We start from the raw sequence: 17,283 nt of genomic DNA on the forward strand, positions 1-17,283 counted from the left end.
GTTTGACGTTATTTTACGGCACCGAGGGTCAAACCCGCGATGAAGTGTTTCTGCATGAGGAAAAACATGGCCACCGGCGGCAACGCCGCGACGATGGAACCGGCACTCATCAATTGATAGGCAGCCCGAAACTGGGCGTTGAAACTGGTGATCCCGGCCGTCACGGGCTGGCTTTCCGCGCCCTGAGTCAAAACCACGGCCCAGAAATAATCGTTCCAGATAAAGGTAAAGATCAACACGCTGAGCGCAGCAATCGCTGGCTTCATTAACGGCAAGACAACGTACCAGAAAATACGCCATTCGCTGATGCCCTCGACGCGCGCGGCCTCAATCAACTCGAAGGGCAGGGCGCGGATAAAGTTTCGCATAAACAGGGTACAGAAACCCGTCTGGAATGCGATGTGGAACAAGACGAGGCCTGTTTTGGTGTTGTAGAGACCCAATTCCAGGGTCAGGTCGCGTACAGGGACCATCAGGATCTGGAACGGTACAAAGTTGCCCGCAACAAACATGAAGAAGATCCAGAGGTTTGAGCGGAATTTGTAGATCCCCAGTGCGAACCCGGTCATACAGCTAAGTGCTACGGCCCCGATCACAGTTGGAACGGTGATTAGGAACGAGTTCAACAGATAGCGCGGCATGTCCGAGTTGAAAAATACCTGCCCATAGTTATAGGCGCCCTCAAAACTGGACGGCATTCCCCAGTAGTTTGCGTTGGTAAAGTCGGCGGCCGGTTTGACCGAGAACAACGCCACCGCCAGTAGGGGACCGAGCCACAGCAGCAGAGCCAGCGGCAGCATCGCCTGGTAGGTGATCTGTGCCCCGCGGGGTTGTTTTTCGATGGGTTTGGGAAACATCTTAGTGCCCCCTTTCTTCGCGATACATCGACCACAGGAAATAGGCGATGAAGCACAGCATGATCAGGAACAGGATCACCGCGATGGCGGCGCCATATCCCATGCGGAAGCCGTATTCTGACAGCGCGACTTCGAACATGTAATAGGCAAGCACACGGGACGAACCGAACGGGCCACCCTGGGTCATGATCGAGATCAAGTCGAATGACCGAAGCGCGCCGATGATGGTGACAACGAAAGCAATGAAGGTGGCGGGGCGTAGTTGAGGCAGGATGATATGCCACAGCATCCGCCCGCCTTTTGCACCGTCCAGACGTCCGGCCTCGATCTGTTCAGGATCCACAGCGTTCAGGCCTGTGAGATACAGGATCATGCAATAGGCCGTTTGCGGCCAGAGACCGGCAAAGATGATGCCGTAGGTGACGAAACGCTCATCCCCCAGAACATTCAGCGGGCCGAAGCCGAAGAAGCCCAGGAATTCGTTCAACAGGCCGAAAGTCGGATCATAGAACCACGTAAAAACGAGTCCGACGACGACCTGAGAGATGACAAAGGGGAAGAAAAACAGTGACTTATAGAGCCGAATACCCCAGACGGTTTGATTAAGGAACAGAGCAATGAACAGACCCGCAGGGATCGCCAACAGGTACATGATCAACCAGATCAGGTTGTTCTTCAGTGAAATATAGAACGCGTCACGATCAACAAATTCCCAATACAGGTCTTCGTAGTTGCGAACGCCTACATACTCCGCTGCGCCGAGCCCATCCCATTCGTACAAAGACAGATTGAAGGATTGGAACACCGGAATGATCACATAGACCATGAAGAACAGCAGACCCGGGGCCAAAAATAGCCACGGCGCTATGCGCTGTTGATTTCTGTGGAACCAGCTTTCCTGTTCGGGGACATCGACGGCTGACATGTGCTCACTCGGATTTAGGTCAAAGGTGTAAGTCGGGTATGCACCCGCCTTACGCACGAAGTGGTGCAGGCCGGGCAGAAGCCCGGCCAGACCGGTTTAGTTCTCGTAGATACGCTGACGTGCGCGTTCCAGTTTGGACAGGATACGGTCGGCATTATCCGGCTTGACCATGAATTCCTGGAAGCCTTCCATCGACACTTTTGCCATTTCCGCAGGTGCATCACGGTCCCAGAACTGGGCCACGCCACCGGGGCTGTTGGCGGACAGCATCTCAAAGCCTTGCTGCAGGAACTTGTCGTCATCAACAGACGATTGGGCATTCACAGGCAGCTGTCCCAGGTTTGCGCCGTTGTTGATCTGAGTTTGCTCATCCGCGGAAACGGCAAAGCGCAGGAACTCACGTGCAGCTTCTTTATTCGATGCGTTGGCCGGGATGTGGAAGGTATCAGTTGGCGCATCTTCCGCCAATTCTACATCCGGGTTGATAGAAACGAACTGATAGAAGTCCAATTGGTCGTCGGTCAGTCCCGCTTCGCGCAGAGGCGCAACGGCAAAGTTACCCATCAAATAGGCGGCGGCTTCGCCGTTCACCATGAAGGGCAAGGCCTCTTGCCAGCTGTACGTCTGATGGTTGTCGACGAACGCGCCCATGTCGATCAGCTGTTTCCAGTTGGCGAAGGTCTGCTTGACCCGGTCGTCTTCCCAGCTGATTTCGCCATTGGCGAGCTGGTTGTGGAAGTCGAACCCGTTGGTGCGCATGTTTAGGTAGTCGAACCAACCGCCAGCGGTCCACAGGAACTTGGTGCCGATCGTATAGCAGGCGCGACCGGAATCGACGATCTTCTGGCAGTTCGCCAGCTCTTCTTCCCAAGTCGTTGGCTCGGTCAGGCCCAGCTCGTCAAAGATGTCTTTGCGATAGTAAACACCCCACTGGTAATAGGTGTAGGGTACACCCCACTGCTTGCCGTCGATGGTCATCGCACCTTTGGTCGAGGCCAGATTTTCGGCGATCTCAGGTTCGGCCCACAAGTCCGATACATCTTCGAACAGGCCTGCCTCGACGTAGGGCTTCATGCGGTTTGCCGCATACCACGTCGCCACGTCCGGCGTATCCGCAGTCAGGAAGTTGCGGATCTGGGTCTTGTACGCCTCCCGGTCGATTACCGTGGTTTCGATCTCCAGTCCCGGATGCTGTTCCGCAAAACGGTCGATCATTGCCTCCATCGTCGCGCGTGGCGCCGGGTTGGAGGTATCGAGAAAGATTCGCAGCTCGCCGGTCAGTTCGGCGGCGACAGGTGCGGCAAGTGCGACACTGGCTGCCAAAGCGGCGGCAGTGCGCTTGTACATGGAATGCATGGTTTCCTCCCTTAGCTTCCATTTTATACTTTTGCAGTTCCAAATAATGAAACTGTGTTTTATATATTGAAAACTACACATCAACTCGGTTAGTCTTGTCAAGACCCTCGTGCCGATTGCGATGGGTTAATTGGAGGAGAACAGGCATCCGTGGCTGGTGACGGAACAATAGGAAAAGCATGTGATGTGCTGGATCAGGTGGCTGCGTTCGCGCGCCCGGTTCGATTCGCAGAGCTGTTGGAAAGCAGCAATTTCCCCAAGGCGACCCTGTATCGGTTCCTGCAAACGCTGACCAATCAGGGAATGCTGTCGTATGATCCGGACCGACAGACATATACGCCTGGTTTGCGATTGGTTCGGCTGGCTCATGCAGCGTGGACACAAAGCTCGCTCGCGCCGATTGCGCGACCGTTTCTGGATGCATTGAGCCGGGAAACCGGGGAAACGGTGCATTTGGCACAGCTTGATTCAAATCAGGTGCTGTACGTGGATAAACGCAACGCAGCCCAGCCGATTGAGATGTATTCGCAGGCTGGCAAGGTCGGTCCGGCCTATTGCACAGGCGTGGGTAAAGCCATGATGGCGTTTCTGGATGAGGCCGCGCTGGACCGCGCCGCGTCTCAGCAAAGCTACCACGGCTTTACCGACAAAACACTGACATCCGAGGCGGCGTTGCGCGCCGATCTCGACCTGATCCGCAGTCGTGGCTATGCCGTCGATGACGAAGAGCATGAGCCCGGCATCATCTGCATTGCCTGTCCAATCCTCACCTCGGGCGGGCGGATGTTGGGGGCGATTTCCGTGACCGGATCGACCGAACGGATGAATTTCGACCAATTGGAAACCTGGGTTCCCCGTGTTCGCCGTGTGGCCGAACAAATCGGAGCCGAAGCACAGGCCTGGCGGTTCCCCGAGACCCGCCCGAGCGCCGAAACAGACAGGATGCAAGCGACATGACAGGTGTGACTCTGAACCAGGCGATCAAGCGGTATGGCGAGACGCAGGTTATTCACGGCATTGATCTGGAGATCGAAGATGGAGAGTTCTGTGTCTTCGTCGGCCCTTCGGGTTGTGGTAAATCCACTTTGCTGCGGATGATAGCGGGCCTTGAGGAAACGACCGAAGGGCAAGTCCATATCGGCGCTCGCGACGTGACCCATATGGACCCGGCCAAGCGCGGCGTGGCCATGGTGTTCCAGACCTATGCCCTTTATCCGCACATGACCGTGGCCGAGAACATGGGCTTTGGATTGCGCATGAATGGTGTACCCAAGTCCGAGATCAACAAGAAAGTGCAAGACGCCTCGAATATCCTCAAGTTGGATCAATACCTTAAGCGCAAACCCAAGGCCTTGTCCGGCGGGCAACGCCAGCGTGTCGCCATCGGGCGTGCCATCGTGCGGGGGCCCGAGGTGTTTTTGTTCGACGAACCTCTGTCCAACCTTGATGCGGAGCTGCGCGTAGAAATGCGGGTCGAGATCGCGCGACTGCACAATGAAATTGGCGCGACCATGATCTACGTGACCCACGATCAGGTCGAAGCGATGACAATGGCCGACAAGATAGTGGTGCTGCGCGATGGCCGGATCGAGCAGGTCGGCGCGCCAATGGACTTGTATCGGGACCCGGACAATCGGTTTGTAGCGGGGTTCATCGGATCGCCTGCAATGAACTTCCTTGACTGCGATATTGTCGATGGGAAGGTCTCGCACCCGGCCCTTAGTGAACCGTTGGATGTGCCTGTAAACGTACCGGCTGGGATGAACAAAGTGACTCTTGGTATACGTCCGGAGCACATCACAGTGGACCGGGCAGGCGACACTTGCACGGTTGATCTGACCGAAGCGCTTGGCGGCGTGAGCTATACGTATTTGCTGACGCCCAATGGCGATAAGTTGATTGTCGAGGAACGAGAAGATCAGCGCAGCAAGCAAGGTGAGCGCATCGGGCTGTCAGTGCGGCCGGAACGCGCGATGCTATTTGATCCCGAAACAGGTCACCGCCTTCGCTGAAAAATCCATTTTGTAATTTGAGCGCGCCCGATCATCGATCCGGCGCGTTTTCAATTTTTCTGGATTTTGTATCCAATATCCGTTATGGCGATTCCAAAAGCGTGTGTAACCGCCCAGCCATCGAGGAATTTACCAATGTCGACCAATGTGTTCACCGGCACGATGCCCGCTCTGATGACACCATGCAAACCCGACCGGACGCCTGACTTTGATGCCTTGGTGCACAAAGGAAAGCAGATGATCGGGGCGGGTATGTCCGCGGTGGTCTACTGCGGTTCGATGGGGGATTGGCCCTTGTTGACAGATGCGCAGCGGATGGAAGGCGTCGAGCGTTTGGTCGATGGGGGTTTGCCCGTTGTGGTCGGGACCGGCGCCATCAACACCAAGTCCGCCGTAGCCCATGCAGCCCATGCGCAAAAGGTAGGCGCCGTTGGCCTGATGGTCATTCCACGCGTTCTGTCTCGCGGCAGTTCACCTACCGCACAGAAGAACCACTTCAAAGCGATCTTGACAGCCGCCCCCGATGTTCCGGCAATCATTTACAACAGTCCGTATTATGGCTTTGCTACGCGGGCCGATCTGTTCTTTGCTCTGCGCGCGGAACATTCAAACCTGATCGGATTCAAGGAGTTCGGTGGCAAAGACGACCTGCGCTATGCGGCTGAAAACATCACCAGTCAGGATGATCAGGTCACCCTAATGGTTGGTGTTGATACCGAGGTTTACCACGGTATCGTAAATTGCGGTGCAACCGGATCGATCACGGGAATAGGCACAGCCTTGCCGCGCGAAGCATTGCTGCTGGCCGCCCTGTCCAAAAAGGCGGCGCAAGGCCATGCCGAGGCCCGCCAACGTGCGCAGGAACTCACAGAGGCGATTCAAGTGCTTTCCAGCTTTGACGAAGGCCCGGATTTGGTGCTCTACTACAAGCACTTGCTGGTCCTGAACGGGGAGCAGGAATACCGCCTGCACTTTAACGAAACGGATGAACTGACCGATGCACAGCGTAATTATTGCGAGCAGCAATATGATCTGTTCCAAACATGGTTCGCCGATTGGTCGAGGCAGGGTGGGGTGATCGCTGAATGCATGTGATCGACAGTCACACTGGCGGTGAACCAACGCGCGTCATTCTGGATGGCGCGCCGGGACTTGGATCCGGGTCTTTGACTGAGCGGGCAAGTCGCCTGGCGACCGAACATGAGGCGTTCTATCGCTCGGTCATGTTAGAGCCGCGCGGTCAGCCAGCCATGGTCGCTGCGTTACTGGTCGAGCCGGTTGATCCGACATGCGTGACCGGTGTGATCTATTTCGATGTCGACGCCGTTTTGGGCATGTGTGGGCACGGAACCATCGGTTTGGCGGTCACATTGGCTCATCTGGGACGAATCGACGTAGGCCAACACCGGATCGAAACGCCCGCTGGTGTAGTGACGGTCAAGTTGCACGATGCAAACACCGTTACCGTGACCAACATTGAAAGCCGCAGGGTTCATCAGGACATTACCCTGGATGTCGCGGGCTATGGCCATGTCACAGGCGACGTTGCATATGGCGGCAACTGGTTCTTCATCGTTGACCCCAGCCCGATCCCGGTCGAGCCCGTGAACATTCGTAACCTAACGGACATGTCGATCGCCATCCGCGAAGCCTCGATCGCGCAAGGGGCTGGTGGAGAAAATGGCGAACCGATTGACCATGTCATCTTACAGGAATCTTCACCGGACCCGGCGGTACACAGTCGCAATTTCGTTCTGTGCCCCGATGACAATTACGACCGCTCACCATGTGGAACGGGCAGTTCGGCTCGGCTGGCCTGTCTGGCGGCCGACGGCCGTTTGGCGCCGAGTCAGGAGATCATCCAGCAAAGCGTGATTGGCAGTTCCTATCAATTGTCTTACCAGCCCGGGCCAAACGGGGGTGTTATCCCCTCGATCACCGGGCAGGCCTTTATCATGGCTGAGGCCACGTTGTTGTTCGACGAACACGATCCTTTCAAAGCCGGGATCGAAACATGACCCCACAAGTCGTTGTCATCGGTGCCGGAGTAATTGGGATTACGACCGCGCTCGAACTGCAACGACGCGGCCATTCCGTCCTTGTATTGGACCGTAAGGGCGTCGCGGCCGAAACATCAGCCGGCAACGCCGGTGCCTTTGCCTTTTCTGAGGTCGAACCACTAGCCACGCCCGGCATCATGCGAAAAGCTCCAAAGTGGTTGTTGGATCCGTTGGGCCCACTGTCTATCCCGCCGGCCTACGCCTTGAAAATTGCACCGTGGATGTACCGGTTTTGGCGGGCCAGTCGACCGGATCGCTATGAAAACTTACTTGGCGCACAAGCCAGTTTGATGGCGTTATCCAAAACTACGCTTGAACAGCTGATACCAAACGTCGACGCCGAATACTTGTTGCAACGCGATGGGCAGATGCAGTTGTATGAAGGCGAGGCTGAATATCGCGCCAGTTTGCCGACATGGAACTTGCGCCGCGAACACGGGATCGAATTTGAACTGCTTGAAAGCCCGGCCGCGATTGCTGAGATGCAGCCGGGCCTCAGCCCTCGGTTCACCCATGCGGGGTTTACACCGAACTGGCTGAACACTGTTGATCCGAAGCGATGGGTCGAACACCTTGCTGAGGTCTTTCAGGGTCGAGGCGGTCGGTTCGAACGGAAAAATATCCGAACCCTGTTACCGCAGGAAAATGGTGTGCGCGTATCATGCGCGGACGGAACAATTGAAGCGAGCAAGGTGGTGGTTGCCGCAGGTGCCTGGTCTCACCACATAGTGCAAACATTGGGCGATCGCATTCCACTGGAAACCGAGCGTGGATACAATACGACTTTGCCGGAAGGCGCATTTGATTTGCGTATGCACCTAACATTCTCGCGCCACGGCTTTGTTGCCAGCAAAATAAATGGTGGCGTGCGTGTAGGGGGGGCCGTCGAACTGGGCGGGTTAACCTTACCACCAAACTACAAGCGCGCCGATATTTTGTTGGAAAAGGCGGCGGCGTTCCTGCCTGGACTAAAAACCGAAAGTGGCACGCAATGGATGGGGTATCGTCCATCGTTGCCGGACAGCATTCCGGTGATCGGCCCGTCTCGTAAATCGGCGGATGTCGTTTACGCATTCGGGCACGGGCATTTGGGCCTGACCCAATCTGCGGGAACTGCGGAACTCGTCGGGGCGCTGGTCGATGGGCAAGACCCACCAATATCATTGTCGCCTTACGCCGCCACCCGATTTTAAGGAGGGGATATGCGCAGCATTAAGACCATTCATGTTGTGTCGGCCCATGCCGAAGGCGAGGTCGGCGACGTCATCGTTGGCGGGGTCTCTCCGCCGCCCGGTGACACGATCTGGGAGCAACGGACGCATATCGCCAACAATCAAACGTTACGAAATTTCGTACTGAACGAACCGCGAGGCGGTGTGTTTCGTCATGTCAATCTTCTGGTTCCGCCCAAACATCCGGATGCCGATGCCGCCTTTATCATTATGGAGCCCGAGGACACTCCACCCATGTCCGGCTCAAACTCAATCTGTGTTGCGACGGTATTGCTGGATAGCGGGATCATAGCAATGCAAGAACCCGAGACAATTCTGACGCTTGAAGCGCCCGGAGGCCTGGTTCGCGTGCGCGCTGAATGCCGGGGCGGTAAGGCAGAACGGATCCACGTGCAGAACCTCCCCAGTTTTGCGGGTAAGCTCTCTGTCCCGTTAGAGGTTCCGGGTTTGGGCACGCTGACTGTTGATACGGCTTTTGGAGGCGACAGTTTCGTGGTTGTAGATGCCGCCAAGCTGGGGTTTGACATAACCCAAGACGAAGCGCGTGAAATCGCCCGGACCGGCGTTAAAATTACGAATGCCGCCAATGCCCAATTGGGGTTCTCGCATCCTGAGAACCCGGATTGGACCCACATTTCCTTTTGCGCTTTTTGTGGCCCGCTTGAAAAGACCCCGACTGGTTGGCGCGGTAAATCTGCCGTTGCCATTCAGCCCGGAAAGGTGGACCGCTCGCCCACTGGCACAGCGGTATCTGCGCGTATGGCGCTAATGGCGGCCAAAGGGCAGATGACGGTCGGGCAAACCTTCGAAGCTGTTTCGGTCATCGGCTCGCGCTTTACCGGGCGGATTGTTCGGGAAACGCAAGTTGGTGCCCAACCCGCTATCATTCCAGAAATCAGCGGGCGCGGATGGATCACCGGAACCCATCAGCACATGCTTGATCCAGACGACCCCTGGCCGGGTGGGTATCGGTTGAGTGACACTTGGGGCGTTTGATCAACTTCTGCGATTGCGCTTGTGTCTTTTCCGTTTCATTACGCAAATTTGGCGACCCGTTTCCTTGAGTATAGGTTCTGGATTGCCACTTTAAGGTGAGTGATTTGAACAGATTGGAGGTGTAATGCACATTCGTCTTGCCGCCCTGGCTATTGTGATCGCCACGTTGTTGCTGTCCTTCAATTCACCATCAAAATCTGGACCAAACTACACGCAGCTGGCCCAGTCATGCCTTGGCAACAAAGGCGGCATGGCAAATGTGGTTGCGGCCTGCACAACTTTGATGAATGGCGTGGATGTTACCCCAAAAAACCGGAGCACGCTGCTGAGATCTCGTGGTTGGGCGTACTACAGCGGCAAACAGTACGAAAAAGCAATTTCGGACTATAGCAGTGCTTTGGCTCTCGCTCTCGACGACCCACATTCAACTTTGTGGCGTGCTATTGCCTATCACGCGACGGGCGATGTCCAATCTGCTGAAACAGCGTATGAAAAAGCTCTGTCGCTTGCACCAAGCAGCACTGAGGCATTGTTTCACAAGGCCCAGTTCGACAGGGATCAAGGAAACACATCTGCCGCTATTCATGGTTTTGAGAAGGTTCTGGATCTCGACCCGAGTCATGCGGGGAGCGGGAACCTCGGTTCCACGCGAGGCGGACGCTGGTTCTGTTGAGCATTTGGACACCGCAATTGAAGATCACGTGAACCAAATTGCAAACGAAGGCGGGTTCAAGGCGTTTTGGACCGGCAAAAAAGCTGTATCAATAACTACCCGCAAACTTACTGATCAATAGTTATACCCATGGTCCAATCCGTAAATCTGACTACCCGTGGCAATATGCGCGCGCTTTAGATGATTGATCCCAGGCCCTTCCTGATTTATGGGAGGCCCTGTCAAATCAGAGTCACCGTCGGGGCGGTAGGAGAAACGCGCCCCCCCCTACGCCACGCAAAAGTGGAACACTCTTGGATCGCACGCCCCGAAAGGTTTAAAAAAGGTAAAAGAATATGGCAGATAACTCGAACTTCGACATATTGTATACCATTGTAGACGAAGCGCCCGAACTGGCCAGCGCCTCGTTTCTGCCCATCATTCGCAAGTTTGCTAGTGCCGCAGGTGTCAGTGTTGGCACCAAGGATATTTCATTGGTCGGTCGTATTCTCTCGACCTTTCCGGATAAACTGACTGATGCACAGCGCATCACCGACGATTTGGCCGCATTAGGCGAGCTGGTGAAAACGCCGGACGCCAACGTGATCAAACTGCCAAACATCTCGGCATCGGTCCCGCAACTGGTGGCGGCCGTCGAGGAACTCCAGTCACAAGGCTATGACATCCCGAGCTACCCCGAAGAGCCGTCGACCGATGAGGAAAAGGCGATCCGTGCGCGTTACGACGCTATCAAGGGCTCGGCCGTGAACCCGGTTCTGCGCGAAGGTAACTCGGATCGTCGCGCGGCGCGTGCGGTGAAGAACTATGCTCAGAAGAACCCGCATTCGATGGGGGAGTGGGCGTCGGACAGCAAAACCAAAGTGTCGTCGATGTCTGGCAATGATTTCTATGCCAACGAGAAGTCCGCCACCATTACCGCCGCTCAGGCCGGTGATGCCAAGATCGAATTTGTCGGCAAAGACGGCAGCGTCACTGTCCTGAAAGACGCCTGGCCACTGGCCGAGGGCACCGTTGCAGACGCCACATTCATGTCCGTCAAGGCGCTGTCATCCTTCCTGACAGATGCGATTGAGGACACAAAGAAAGACGGAACGATGTTCTCGCTGCACATGAAAGCCACGATGATGAAGGTCTCGGACCCAATCATCTTTGGCTATGCTGTCAAAGCGTGGCTGGCTCCGGTGTTCGAGAAATTTGGCGCAGAGCTGGACGCATTGGGAGTGAACCCAAACTCGGGTCTGGGCGATTTGCTGGAACGTGTTCAGGACAATGCCGAAATCATGGCGGCAATTGACGCGATCAAGGCTGATCGCCCGTCCATGTATATGGTCGACAGTGACAAAAGCATTACCAACCTGCACGTGCCGTCGGACGTGATCATCGATGCCTCGATGCCTGCCGTAATCCGTGCAGGCGGCAAAGGCTGGGACGAGGCCGGTGCCAAGGGCGACACCAACTGTGTGATCCCTGACCGCTGCTATGCATCGGTTTATGATGAGAGCATTAACTTTTTCAAAGCCAATGGCGCGCTGAACCCAGCCACTGTCGGTGCTGTCGCCAACGTCGGCCTGATGGCGCAAAAAGCGGAAGAATACGGTTCGCACCCGACGACGTTCCAAGCGCCGGCCGACGGCACCATCCGTATCGTTCTGGCCAATGGCGAAAGGCTGCATTCACACGACGTTGAAAAGGGCGACATTTGGCGTGCCTGCACTGTGAAGAAAGCTCCGATCGAAAACTGGATCCAGTTGGCCATGGACCGTCAGCGCCTGACCGGATCCGAAGCGATCTTCTGGCTGGACGCAAACCGCGCTCACGATGCGGAATTGATCAAATACGTCAAACCGGCGCTTGAGGCGGCTGGGGTTGCCGACAAGTTCCTGATTATGGCTCCGCGCGAGGCGACCCGCCAGTCGTTGGAAACCATCACGGCAGGTAAGGACAGCATCGCAATCACGGGCAACGTTTTGCGCGACTACCTGACTGACCTGTTCCCGATTCTGGAACTGGGCACGTCGGCCAAGATGCTGTCGATTGTAAAGCTGATGAATGGCGGTGGTCTGTTCGAAACTGGTGCGGGTGGGTCCGCTCCGAAACACGTGCAGCAATTGGTCGAGGAAAACCACCTGCGCTGGGACTCGATGGGTGAATTCTGTGCTTTGGGTGAATCGCTGAACTTCCTGGCCGACAACAAAGGCAACGCCAAAGCGGGTGTTTTAGGTGCTGCGGCCGAAGCGGCCACGCAAGGCATCCTGGACAACAATAAATCGCCCAGCCGTAAAGTTGGACAGCCGGACAACCGCGACAGCCACTACTGGTTCGCGCGTTATTGGGCCGAAGCCCTTGCCGCGCAGTCCGATGATGCTGAATTGGCAGCAGAATTTGCGCCGATTGCAAAAGAGCTGGCGGACAACGAAGGCAAGATCCTGTCTGAATTGGCGACCGCTCAGGGTGCTGCGGCGGATCTCGGTGGATACTACCACACCGATCCTGCGAAGACCGCAGCGGTAATGCGCCCCAGCGCAACACTGAACGCGATCATCGGCTGATAAACAGTACCCACGCTTTGCGGCGTGGGTATTTTTGGATTGATGAGATCAATAGAAAGAAGGGTCGACCCCCAAAGTCGACCCTTTTTTGAGTGAGTGGTCAGGCCGAAGCCTCACCGGTGTAGTTGATTTCATGTTAACCAATCCACAATTCTTGGAAATTAGGGGATTCCCGTACTATTCGAGTTTTAAGGTCCAAACTTCTCATAAATTCCGACGAAAAATGAAAAAGGGCCGGTCAGAAGACCGGCCCAAGGCGTTCGGATTTCCGAATTATCAGTTGGAAGCTGCCATCAGCTTTTCGTTGTGCTCACGCAACGTGTCCGAGACAACGGCGTACCATTCACCGGATTCACGCATCTCGTTCAGACCTTTGTTCAGCATCGCCAAATACTGCTTGCCGAATGGATTGCTGCGGTGGCTGATGAAGCGCAGCGACGACAGCGAGGTGACGAAGGGGTTCTCGATCAGGTCGTTCTGGTTCAGACCCATTTCTACCATGGTGTCCGAGAACAATTGAACTTCGAAAGTAGCGACATCTGCGGTGCCGGTCAGAACCGCGTCAAGGCATTCGCGCGCCGTGATCGGCTGCATCAGCGTCATGGTATCGCCGTTGTGCAGGCCTTCCTGCTCCATGTCATGGATGAACCAGCCGTCCATACGGCAGATTGTGGAACCCTGAAGCTCATCGAAAGTAGTGGCGCTTGCGTACTGGCTTTCCGGCAGCGTGTAGAAGCCAACGACAATATCATAAACCGGAACCGACGAGTCGAACTGAGTGCAACGCACTTCGGTTTCCCAGGACCATTCGTATGTGCGGTTGGTGCAGTCCGGCATGTTCCAGGCCATCGAGACGTCGAACGCCCCCAGCGGCAGCAGTGTTTCCAAGTGCGAATTCCAGTCATCCACGAAGCTGACCGAGTAGTCGCGTGCGTTGCCGCCACGCTGCAGCGCGGTTGTGCCCAGACGAGTGATCGCGCCACCACCATTCAGTGATTCATCAGCGAAAGGTGCCCAACCGTTGCCGGTGACCAGCTTGATCGGCGGCTGATAAACGCTGGAGCGTTGCACGCTCGCAGCCCGCTGTTCTTCCGCCGCGATGATTTCCTGGGCGGTCTGACCGTTCGGCAGGCTACCGTCTTCACACGGCAGGGCCAGAACCAGGCCCGGCGCAAGCGCGTTCGGGTTGGTGATGACGTTTCGGTTCGCGTTGAAGATCGGCTGATAGTTCGATGTGCCGTAAGCTGCGATCGCGATGGTTGCCATCGTGTCGCCATCGGCAACGGTATAGTTGGTACAAGCTTCCTGCGCAGCGGCGGCGCCGGCGCTCAGAGCGGTGACGGCGGTGGCCGACATTACAACTTTCTTAAGGTTGATTTCAAACATGTCCACTTCCTCTAGACTTTTCTTATAGTTAGGCCAAAAGGGGCCTTAACCGTTTTCCATTTGATGACGCAGAGCGGCTGCCACGATGTCTCGCCACTCTCCGGATTGCTGCATGATCGCCAGACCCTGATTGAGCGTCTCAAGGATCGCTTCCCCATCCGGATTATCTTTGTGGGTCATGACGTTAAGCGACTTGATTGCCGCCAGATTGGGGTTCTCGATGATACGGTGTTCATAACCCAGTCGGCCGATTGCCTCGACAGCTAGATGAGCTTCGATTGCGACGATATCGGCTGTCCCGTTCATAAGCGCGTGAAAGCAGTCATCGGGTGAAACCGGACGCAAAAGCGAGATTGCCGGTTCGTACAATCCGACCGTATCCATGTGCGACAAGGACCAGCCTTCCGGGCGACAGATGGTTGTCCCGGCGAAGTCGGCATAGGTCAGCGTTTGCTCATAGCCCGAGCCGTCGCGGGCAAAGAACGTGTCCACAACTTCGTAGAACGGGTTAGAGAAGTTGTATGTATCACACCGCGCACGATCTTTTTCAGAAAGCGCCCCGGCCTCTTCGCAGTTTGGACGCGACCAGGGGAAGGTGGCATCGAACGCGAGTGTCGGCATCAGAAGGTCCAGATGCGATGACCAATCGTTGACGAACTGGATTTTATAGGACTGTTCGGGCGCGGCACGCAGCATCGCTGTTTCGACAAGGTAGGTGTAGAGCCCGCGATTGGGCAGTGCCTCGTCGGTGAACGGCGCATAGTCACCGCCAGTGATAAGCAACAACTGACGGTCACGGATTTCCGGGCGTTCGCCGGCATCTGCATTACGGATCAGCGCTGCGGCTTCTGCCCGGGCGGCTTCGATCTCGTCCTTGGCTGCCGCTTTTGCGGCGATCACTGCATCTTCGCTTGCCTTTTTGGCTTCTGCTTCGGCATCGGCAACGCGGGCTTCCGCCTCGGCGATGGCTTTCGCCGCGCGATCCTCGGCGGCCTTGACCAGCTCGGCTGCCATTTCCGCGGCCATTGCCTCGGCTTCGGTCTGCGGAGCGGCCGGGGCACGGCCGATCTCTTCCAGACAAGGCATGGTCAGAACGTCACCCACCCGGATGATGTTCGGGTTGTTGCCGATCACGTCCCGGTTTGCATCGTAAATGATACGAAAGTCTTCGGTCGAATACACTTCGATCGTAAGCTCTCGCAGGCTGTCGCCGCGTTGGATTTCGTAGGTTGAGCACGCCTGTTGCGCCGAGGCAGTGCCCGCTGCGGCAGCAAGTGCCAGGCTTGATATGATCAGATGGTTTCTCATGGGTCCTGTTGCTTTGCCTTGTTTAGTTTTTTGTAAGTTTGACAACACCGATTGAGATGTTGTCCTGATCCGGGTCGCCCTTAGCGTTCAGCGCGGCCTGCAGCGCCCCGGCTATGTCTTGTGCAAGCCCGCTGGCATTGGATTGAAGAATGGCCTGAATTTCTGCGTTGCTGAGATATTGCAGGCCGTCGCTTCCCAGAACCAAAACATCCGAAGGTGTCAGGTCCAACGGGGTTTCCGGGCAATCGACCTTTGGAATTGCAGCACCCATGATGACCGAAGTCAGTTGGTTGCGGTCAGGATGCGCCAGCGCTTCGGCTTCGGTCAAAGTGCCTTCGGCCATTTGCGCATCAATCATGGGTGCCATCGAGTGATCTTCGTTGATCTGCGACAGCTCTCCGTCCCGGAATAAGTATAGTGGACTGTCGCCGATCGAAATCCAGAACAGCCGTTGGCCCAGCAACAAAGTGCCCAACATGGTCGAGCCCATGTTGAATCCAGCCTCTTGTTCCTCGGAATAGCGGGCGATGGAGGCATTGGCCTGCATCGCCGCCAGGGGCAACGCGTCGATCAATGCGGACTCGGGTGTTGTTGTACCTTCAAGCTCAGCATCTAACGCGTCACGCCAGGCCTGGATCACAAGGTCAGAGGCGACTTCGCCCGCCGCATGCCCGCCCATGCCGTCAGCGACGACGACATAGCTTGCGTTCGCCGCATCGAACATGCGCGAGGCAACCGCGTCCTCCTGCGTGTCACGCTGGCCCTTGTCCAGGATCAGCGCAATATCATATGCCGGTGTCGCCAGCATCTATCAGGAATCCCGCCAGTCAAAGCCATCGTCACAGAAGGCGGCAAAGCGGATTGAGGTTTCACTGATGCGGATCAGGTCCCCGCTGGACAGTGGGACGGTGCTGAGGACCGGCTTGCCGTTCAGGCGCACCAGGTTGGCCTTGCCGCCGTGTCCCAAGTAACATTTGCGGTCCTCGGGATCATAGGCAATCACCGCATGGTTGCTGCGGGAAATACCAGTGTCTCCAAAGTCCAGTTGAATGGCCTGATCGTCATTGCGTCCAATCTGCATCAAGCCCTCGGTCAGCGTTACGCTTGCACCCCGACCCGGACCGCCAGTGATGACCAGCCAACCAACCGGGAAAGACTGTTCGGCATTGTCGGTTTTGGCTGCAGGTTCTGCTGTCTCAATGAGGTCCTGCACATGTGTATCGGCGCGTTCGAAACCCAGGAAGGTTGTCTTGACGCGACCACGACGATCTTCGGCAGCCGCGGGTTGCGGAACCGGTGCAACCTCAACCAACGGTTCTTCGGCGACCGGTGTTTCTGCAACCGGTTCTGCGGCGGGTTCGTCAGCGACAACCTCGATAATCTGTTCCGGCTCGGGGTCCACGACTTGAACTACTTCGTGCTCGACAACCTCTTCAGTGACCGCTTCGACCTCTTCCTCAACTGCCGAGTGCAGCGTCAACACGGTCTCTGCTTCGGGCGCGGGTGCCTCGTCCGCCACGTCCTGAACTTCTGCGATAACTTCAGCGACGACGATTTCATCCTCAGCCTCAGTTGTGTCCAGCGCGCCTTCCTCAGAGAAATCTGGCATTTTCTCTTCGGGTACCAACTCATCGGTTTCTTCGTAGCTGTCCGAGGTCATATTGCCACCTGCCAGCGCTTCGCGCAGGGCATTGAAATCGGCGATTGGTTCGGTCTTTTCCGCCTCTGGCGTTACAGCTTCCTCGGCTTCGTTCTCTTTCGGTTTGCCGGCACCTTCGAGAAGCCGGCTAAGAGGGCTTTTGTATTTGAACATGGTGTCGACACCTTTATTTCTTGGCACAGGACAACGGTCCCATGGGGCTGCTTCTTACCTCTGTGCGCGGTTGCACAACGGCATGGATAGTTGCGATAACAAGTCACTTTCTACTT

Annotated in this window: 15 protein-coding genes; 8 read left to right on the plus strand and 7 right to left on the minus strand. The window is 56.2% G+C overall.

Going from position 1 to position 17,283, the window contains the following annotated elements:
* Nucleotides 1-8: 8 nt before the first annotated feature.
* The 3 genes from AC2FI9_RS05520 to AC2FI9_RS05530 all read right to left on the minus strand — a co-directional run bounded on the left by AC2FI9_RS05520 (nucleotide 9) and on the right by AC2FI9_RS05530 (nucleotide 3,138).
* A complete protein-coding gene (locus AC2FI9_RS05520; RefSeq protein WP_170418690.1) occupies nucleotides 9-857 on the minus strand; it encodes a carbohydrate ABC transporter permease in 849 nt (282 codons plus the stop codon).
* Between the two features lies 1 nt (nucleotide 858).
* Nucleotides 859-1,782, minus strand: coding sequence for a carbohydrate ABC transporter permease (locus AC2FI9_RS05525; RefSeq protein ID WP_496766378.1), 924 nt, complete (start codon nucleotides 1,780-1,782; stop codon nucleotides 859-861).
* Nucleotides 1,783-1,878: 96 nt separating this feature from the next.
* Nucleotides 1,879-3,138: an ABC transporter substrate-binding protein gene (locus AC2FI9_RS05530; protein ID WP_496766380.1), complete on the minus strand. Its 1,260-nt coding sequence runs from the start codon at nucleotides 3,136-3,138 to the stop codon at nucleotides 1,879-1,881.
* Nucleotides 3,139-3,288: 150 nt separating this feature from the next.
* Between AC2FI9_RS05530 and AC2FI9_RS05535 the strand changes: the two genes are divergently transcribed.
* From AC2FI9_RS05535 to AC2FI9_RS05570, 8 genes are all read left to right on the plus strand, one after another.
* Entirely contained in the window at nucleotides 3,289-4,095 is an 807-nt protein-coding gene (locus AC2FI9_RS05535; protein ID WP_496766382.1) for an IclR family transcriptional regulator, read from the plus strand.
* Complete coding sequence (locus AC2FI9_RS05540) at nucleotides 4,092-5,150, plus strand: ABC transporter ATP-binding protein (protein WP_496766392.1); 1,059 nt, start codon at nucleotides 4,092-4,094, stop codon at nucleotides 5,148-5,150. The genes AC2FI9_RS05535 and AC2FI9_RS05540 overlap by 4 nt, the downstream gene beginning before the upstream one ends.
* 135 nt (nucleotides 5,151-5,285) lie before the next feature.
* Nucleotides 5,286-6,245 carry a dihydrodipicolinate synthase family protein gene (locus AC2FI9_RS05545; protein ID WP_496724731.1) on the plus strand — a complete coding sequence of 320 codons (960 nt, stop codon included), beginning with the start codon at nucleotides 5,286-5,288 and terminating at the stop codon, nucleotides 6,243-6,245.
* Nucleotides 6,236-7,168 (plus strand): 4-hydroxyproline epimerase, encoded by a 933-nt coding sequence (locus AC2FI9_RS05550; RefSeq protein ID WP_496766402.1) that lies wholly within the window; start codon nucleotides 6,236-6,238, stop codon nucleotides 7,166-7,168. The genes AC2FI9_RS05545 and AC2FI9_RS05550 overlap by 10 nt, the downstream gene beginning before the upstream one ends.
* The gene (locus tag AC2FI9_RS05555) at nucleotides 7,165-8,403 is read left to right on the plus strand and encodes an NAD(P)/FAD-dependent oxidoreductase (RefSeq protein ID WP_496766404.1); all 1,239 of its coding nucleotides are present in this window, start codon (nucleotides 7,165-7,167) and stop codon (nucleotides 8,401-8,403) included. The genes AC2FI9_RS05550 and AC2FI9_RS05555 overlap by 4 nt, the downstream gene beginning before the upstream one ends.
* Nucleotides 8,404-8,412: 9 nt before the next feature.
* Nucleotides 8,413-9,438, plus strand: a complete 1,026-nt coding sequence (locus AC2FI9_RS05560; RefSeq protein ID WP_496766406.1) for a trans-3-hydroxy-L-proline dehydratase — start codon at nucleotides 8,413-8,415, stop codon at nucleotides 9,436-9,438.
* Nucleotides 9,439-9,562: 124 nt separating this feature from the next.
* Complete coding sequence (locus AC2FI9_RS05565) at nucleotides 9,563-10,111, plus strand: tetratricopeptide repeat protein (protein ID WP_496724723.1); 549 nt, start codon at nucleotides 9,563-9,565, stop codon at nucleotides 10,109-10,111.
* A gap of 335 nt (nucleotides 10,112-10,446) precedes the next feature.
* Nucleotides 10,447-12,660, plus strand: a complete 2,214-nt coding sequence (locus AC2FI9_RS05570) for an NADP-dependent isocitrate dehydrogenase (protein ID WP_496766409.1) — start codon at nucleotides 10,447-10,449, stop codon at nucleotides 12,658-12,660.
* Between the two features lie 276 nt (nucleotides 12,661-12,936).
* Here AC2FI9_RS05570 and AC2FI9_RS05575 read toward each other — a convergent pair whose 3' ends face one another.
* From AC2FI9_RS05575 to AC2FI9_RS05590, 4 genes are read right to left on the minus strand one after another with little or no spacing between them, the layout of a single operon-like run.
* Nucleotides 12,937-14,046 (minus strand): peptidoglycan-binding protein LysM, encoded by a 1,110-nt coding sequence (locus tag AC2FI9_RS05575; protein ID WP_496766411.1) that lies wholly within the window; start codon nucleotides 14,044-14,046, stop codon nucleotides 12,937-12,939.
* A gap of 45 nt (nucleotides 14,047-14,091) precedes the next feature.
* Entirely contained in the window at nucleotides 14,092-15,354 is a 1,263-nt protein-coding gene (locus tag AC2FI9_RS05580; protein WP_496724718.1) for a type 2 periplasmic-binding domain-containing protein, read from the minus strand.
* Nucleotides 15,355-15,376: 22 nt separating this feature from the next.
* On the minus strand, nucleotides 15,377-16,162 hold the full coding sequence (locus tag AC2FI9_RS05585) for a PP2C family protein-serine/threonine phosphatase (RefSeq protein ID WP_496766413.1): 786 nt from the start codon (nucleotides 16,160-16,162) through the stop codon (nucleotides 15,377-15,379).
* A 3-nt stretch (nucleotides 16,163-16,165) separates the two neighbouring features.
* Nucleotides 16,166-17,167, minus strand: coding sequence for an FHA domain-containing protein (locus AC2FI9_RS05590; protein WP_496766417.1), 1,002 nt, complete (start codon nucleotides 17,165-17,167; stop codon nucleotides 16,166-16,168).
* Nucleotides 17,168-17,283 lie beyond the last annotated feature (116 nt).

The organism is Ruegeria sp. CDSA246, assembly GCF_059611225.1.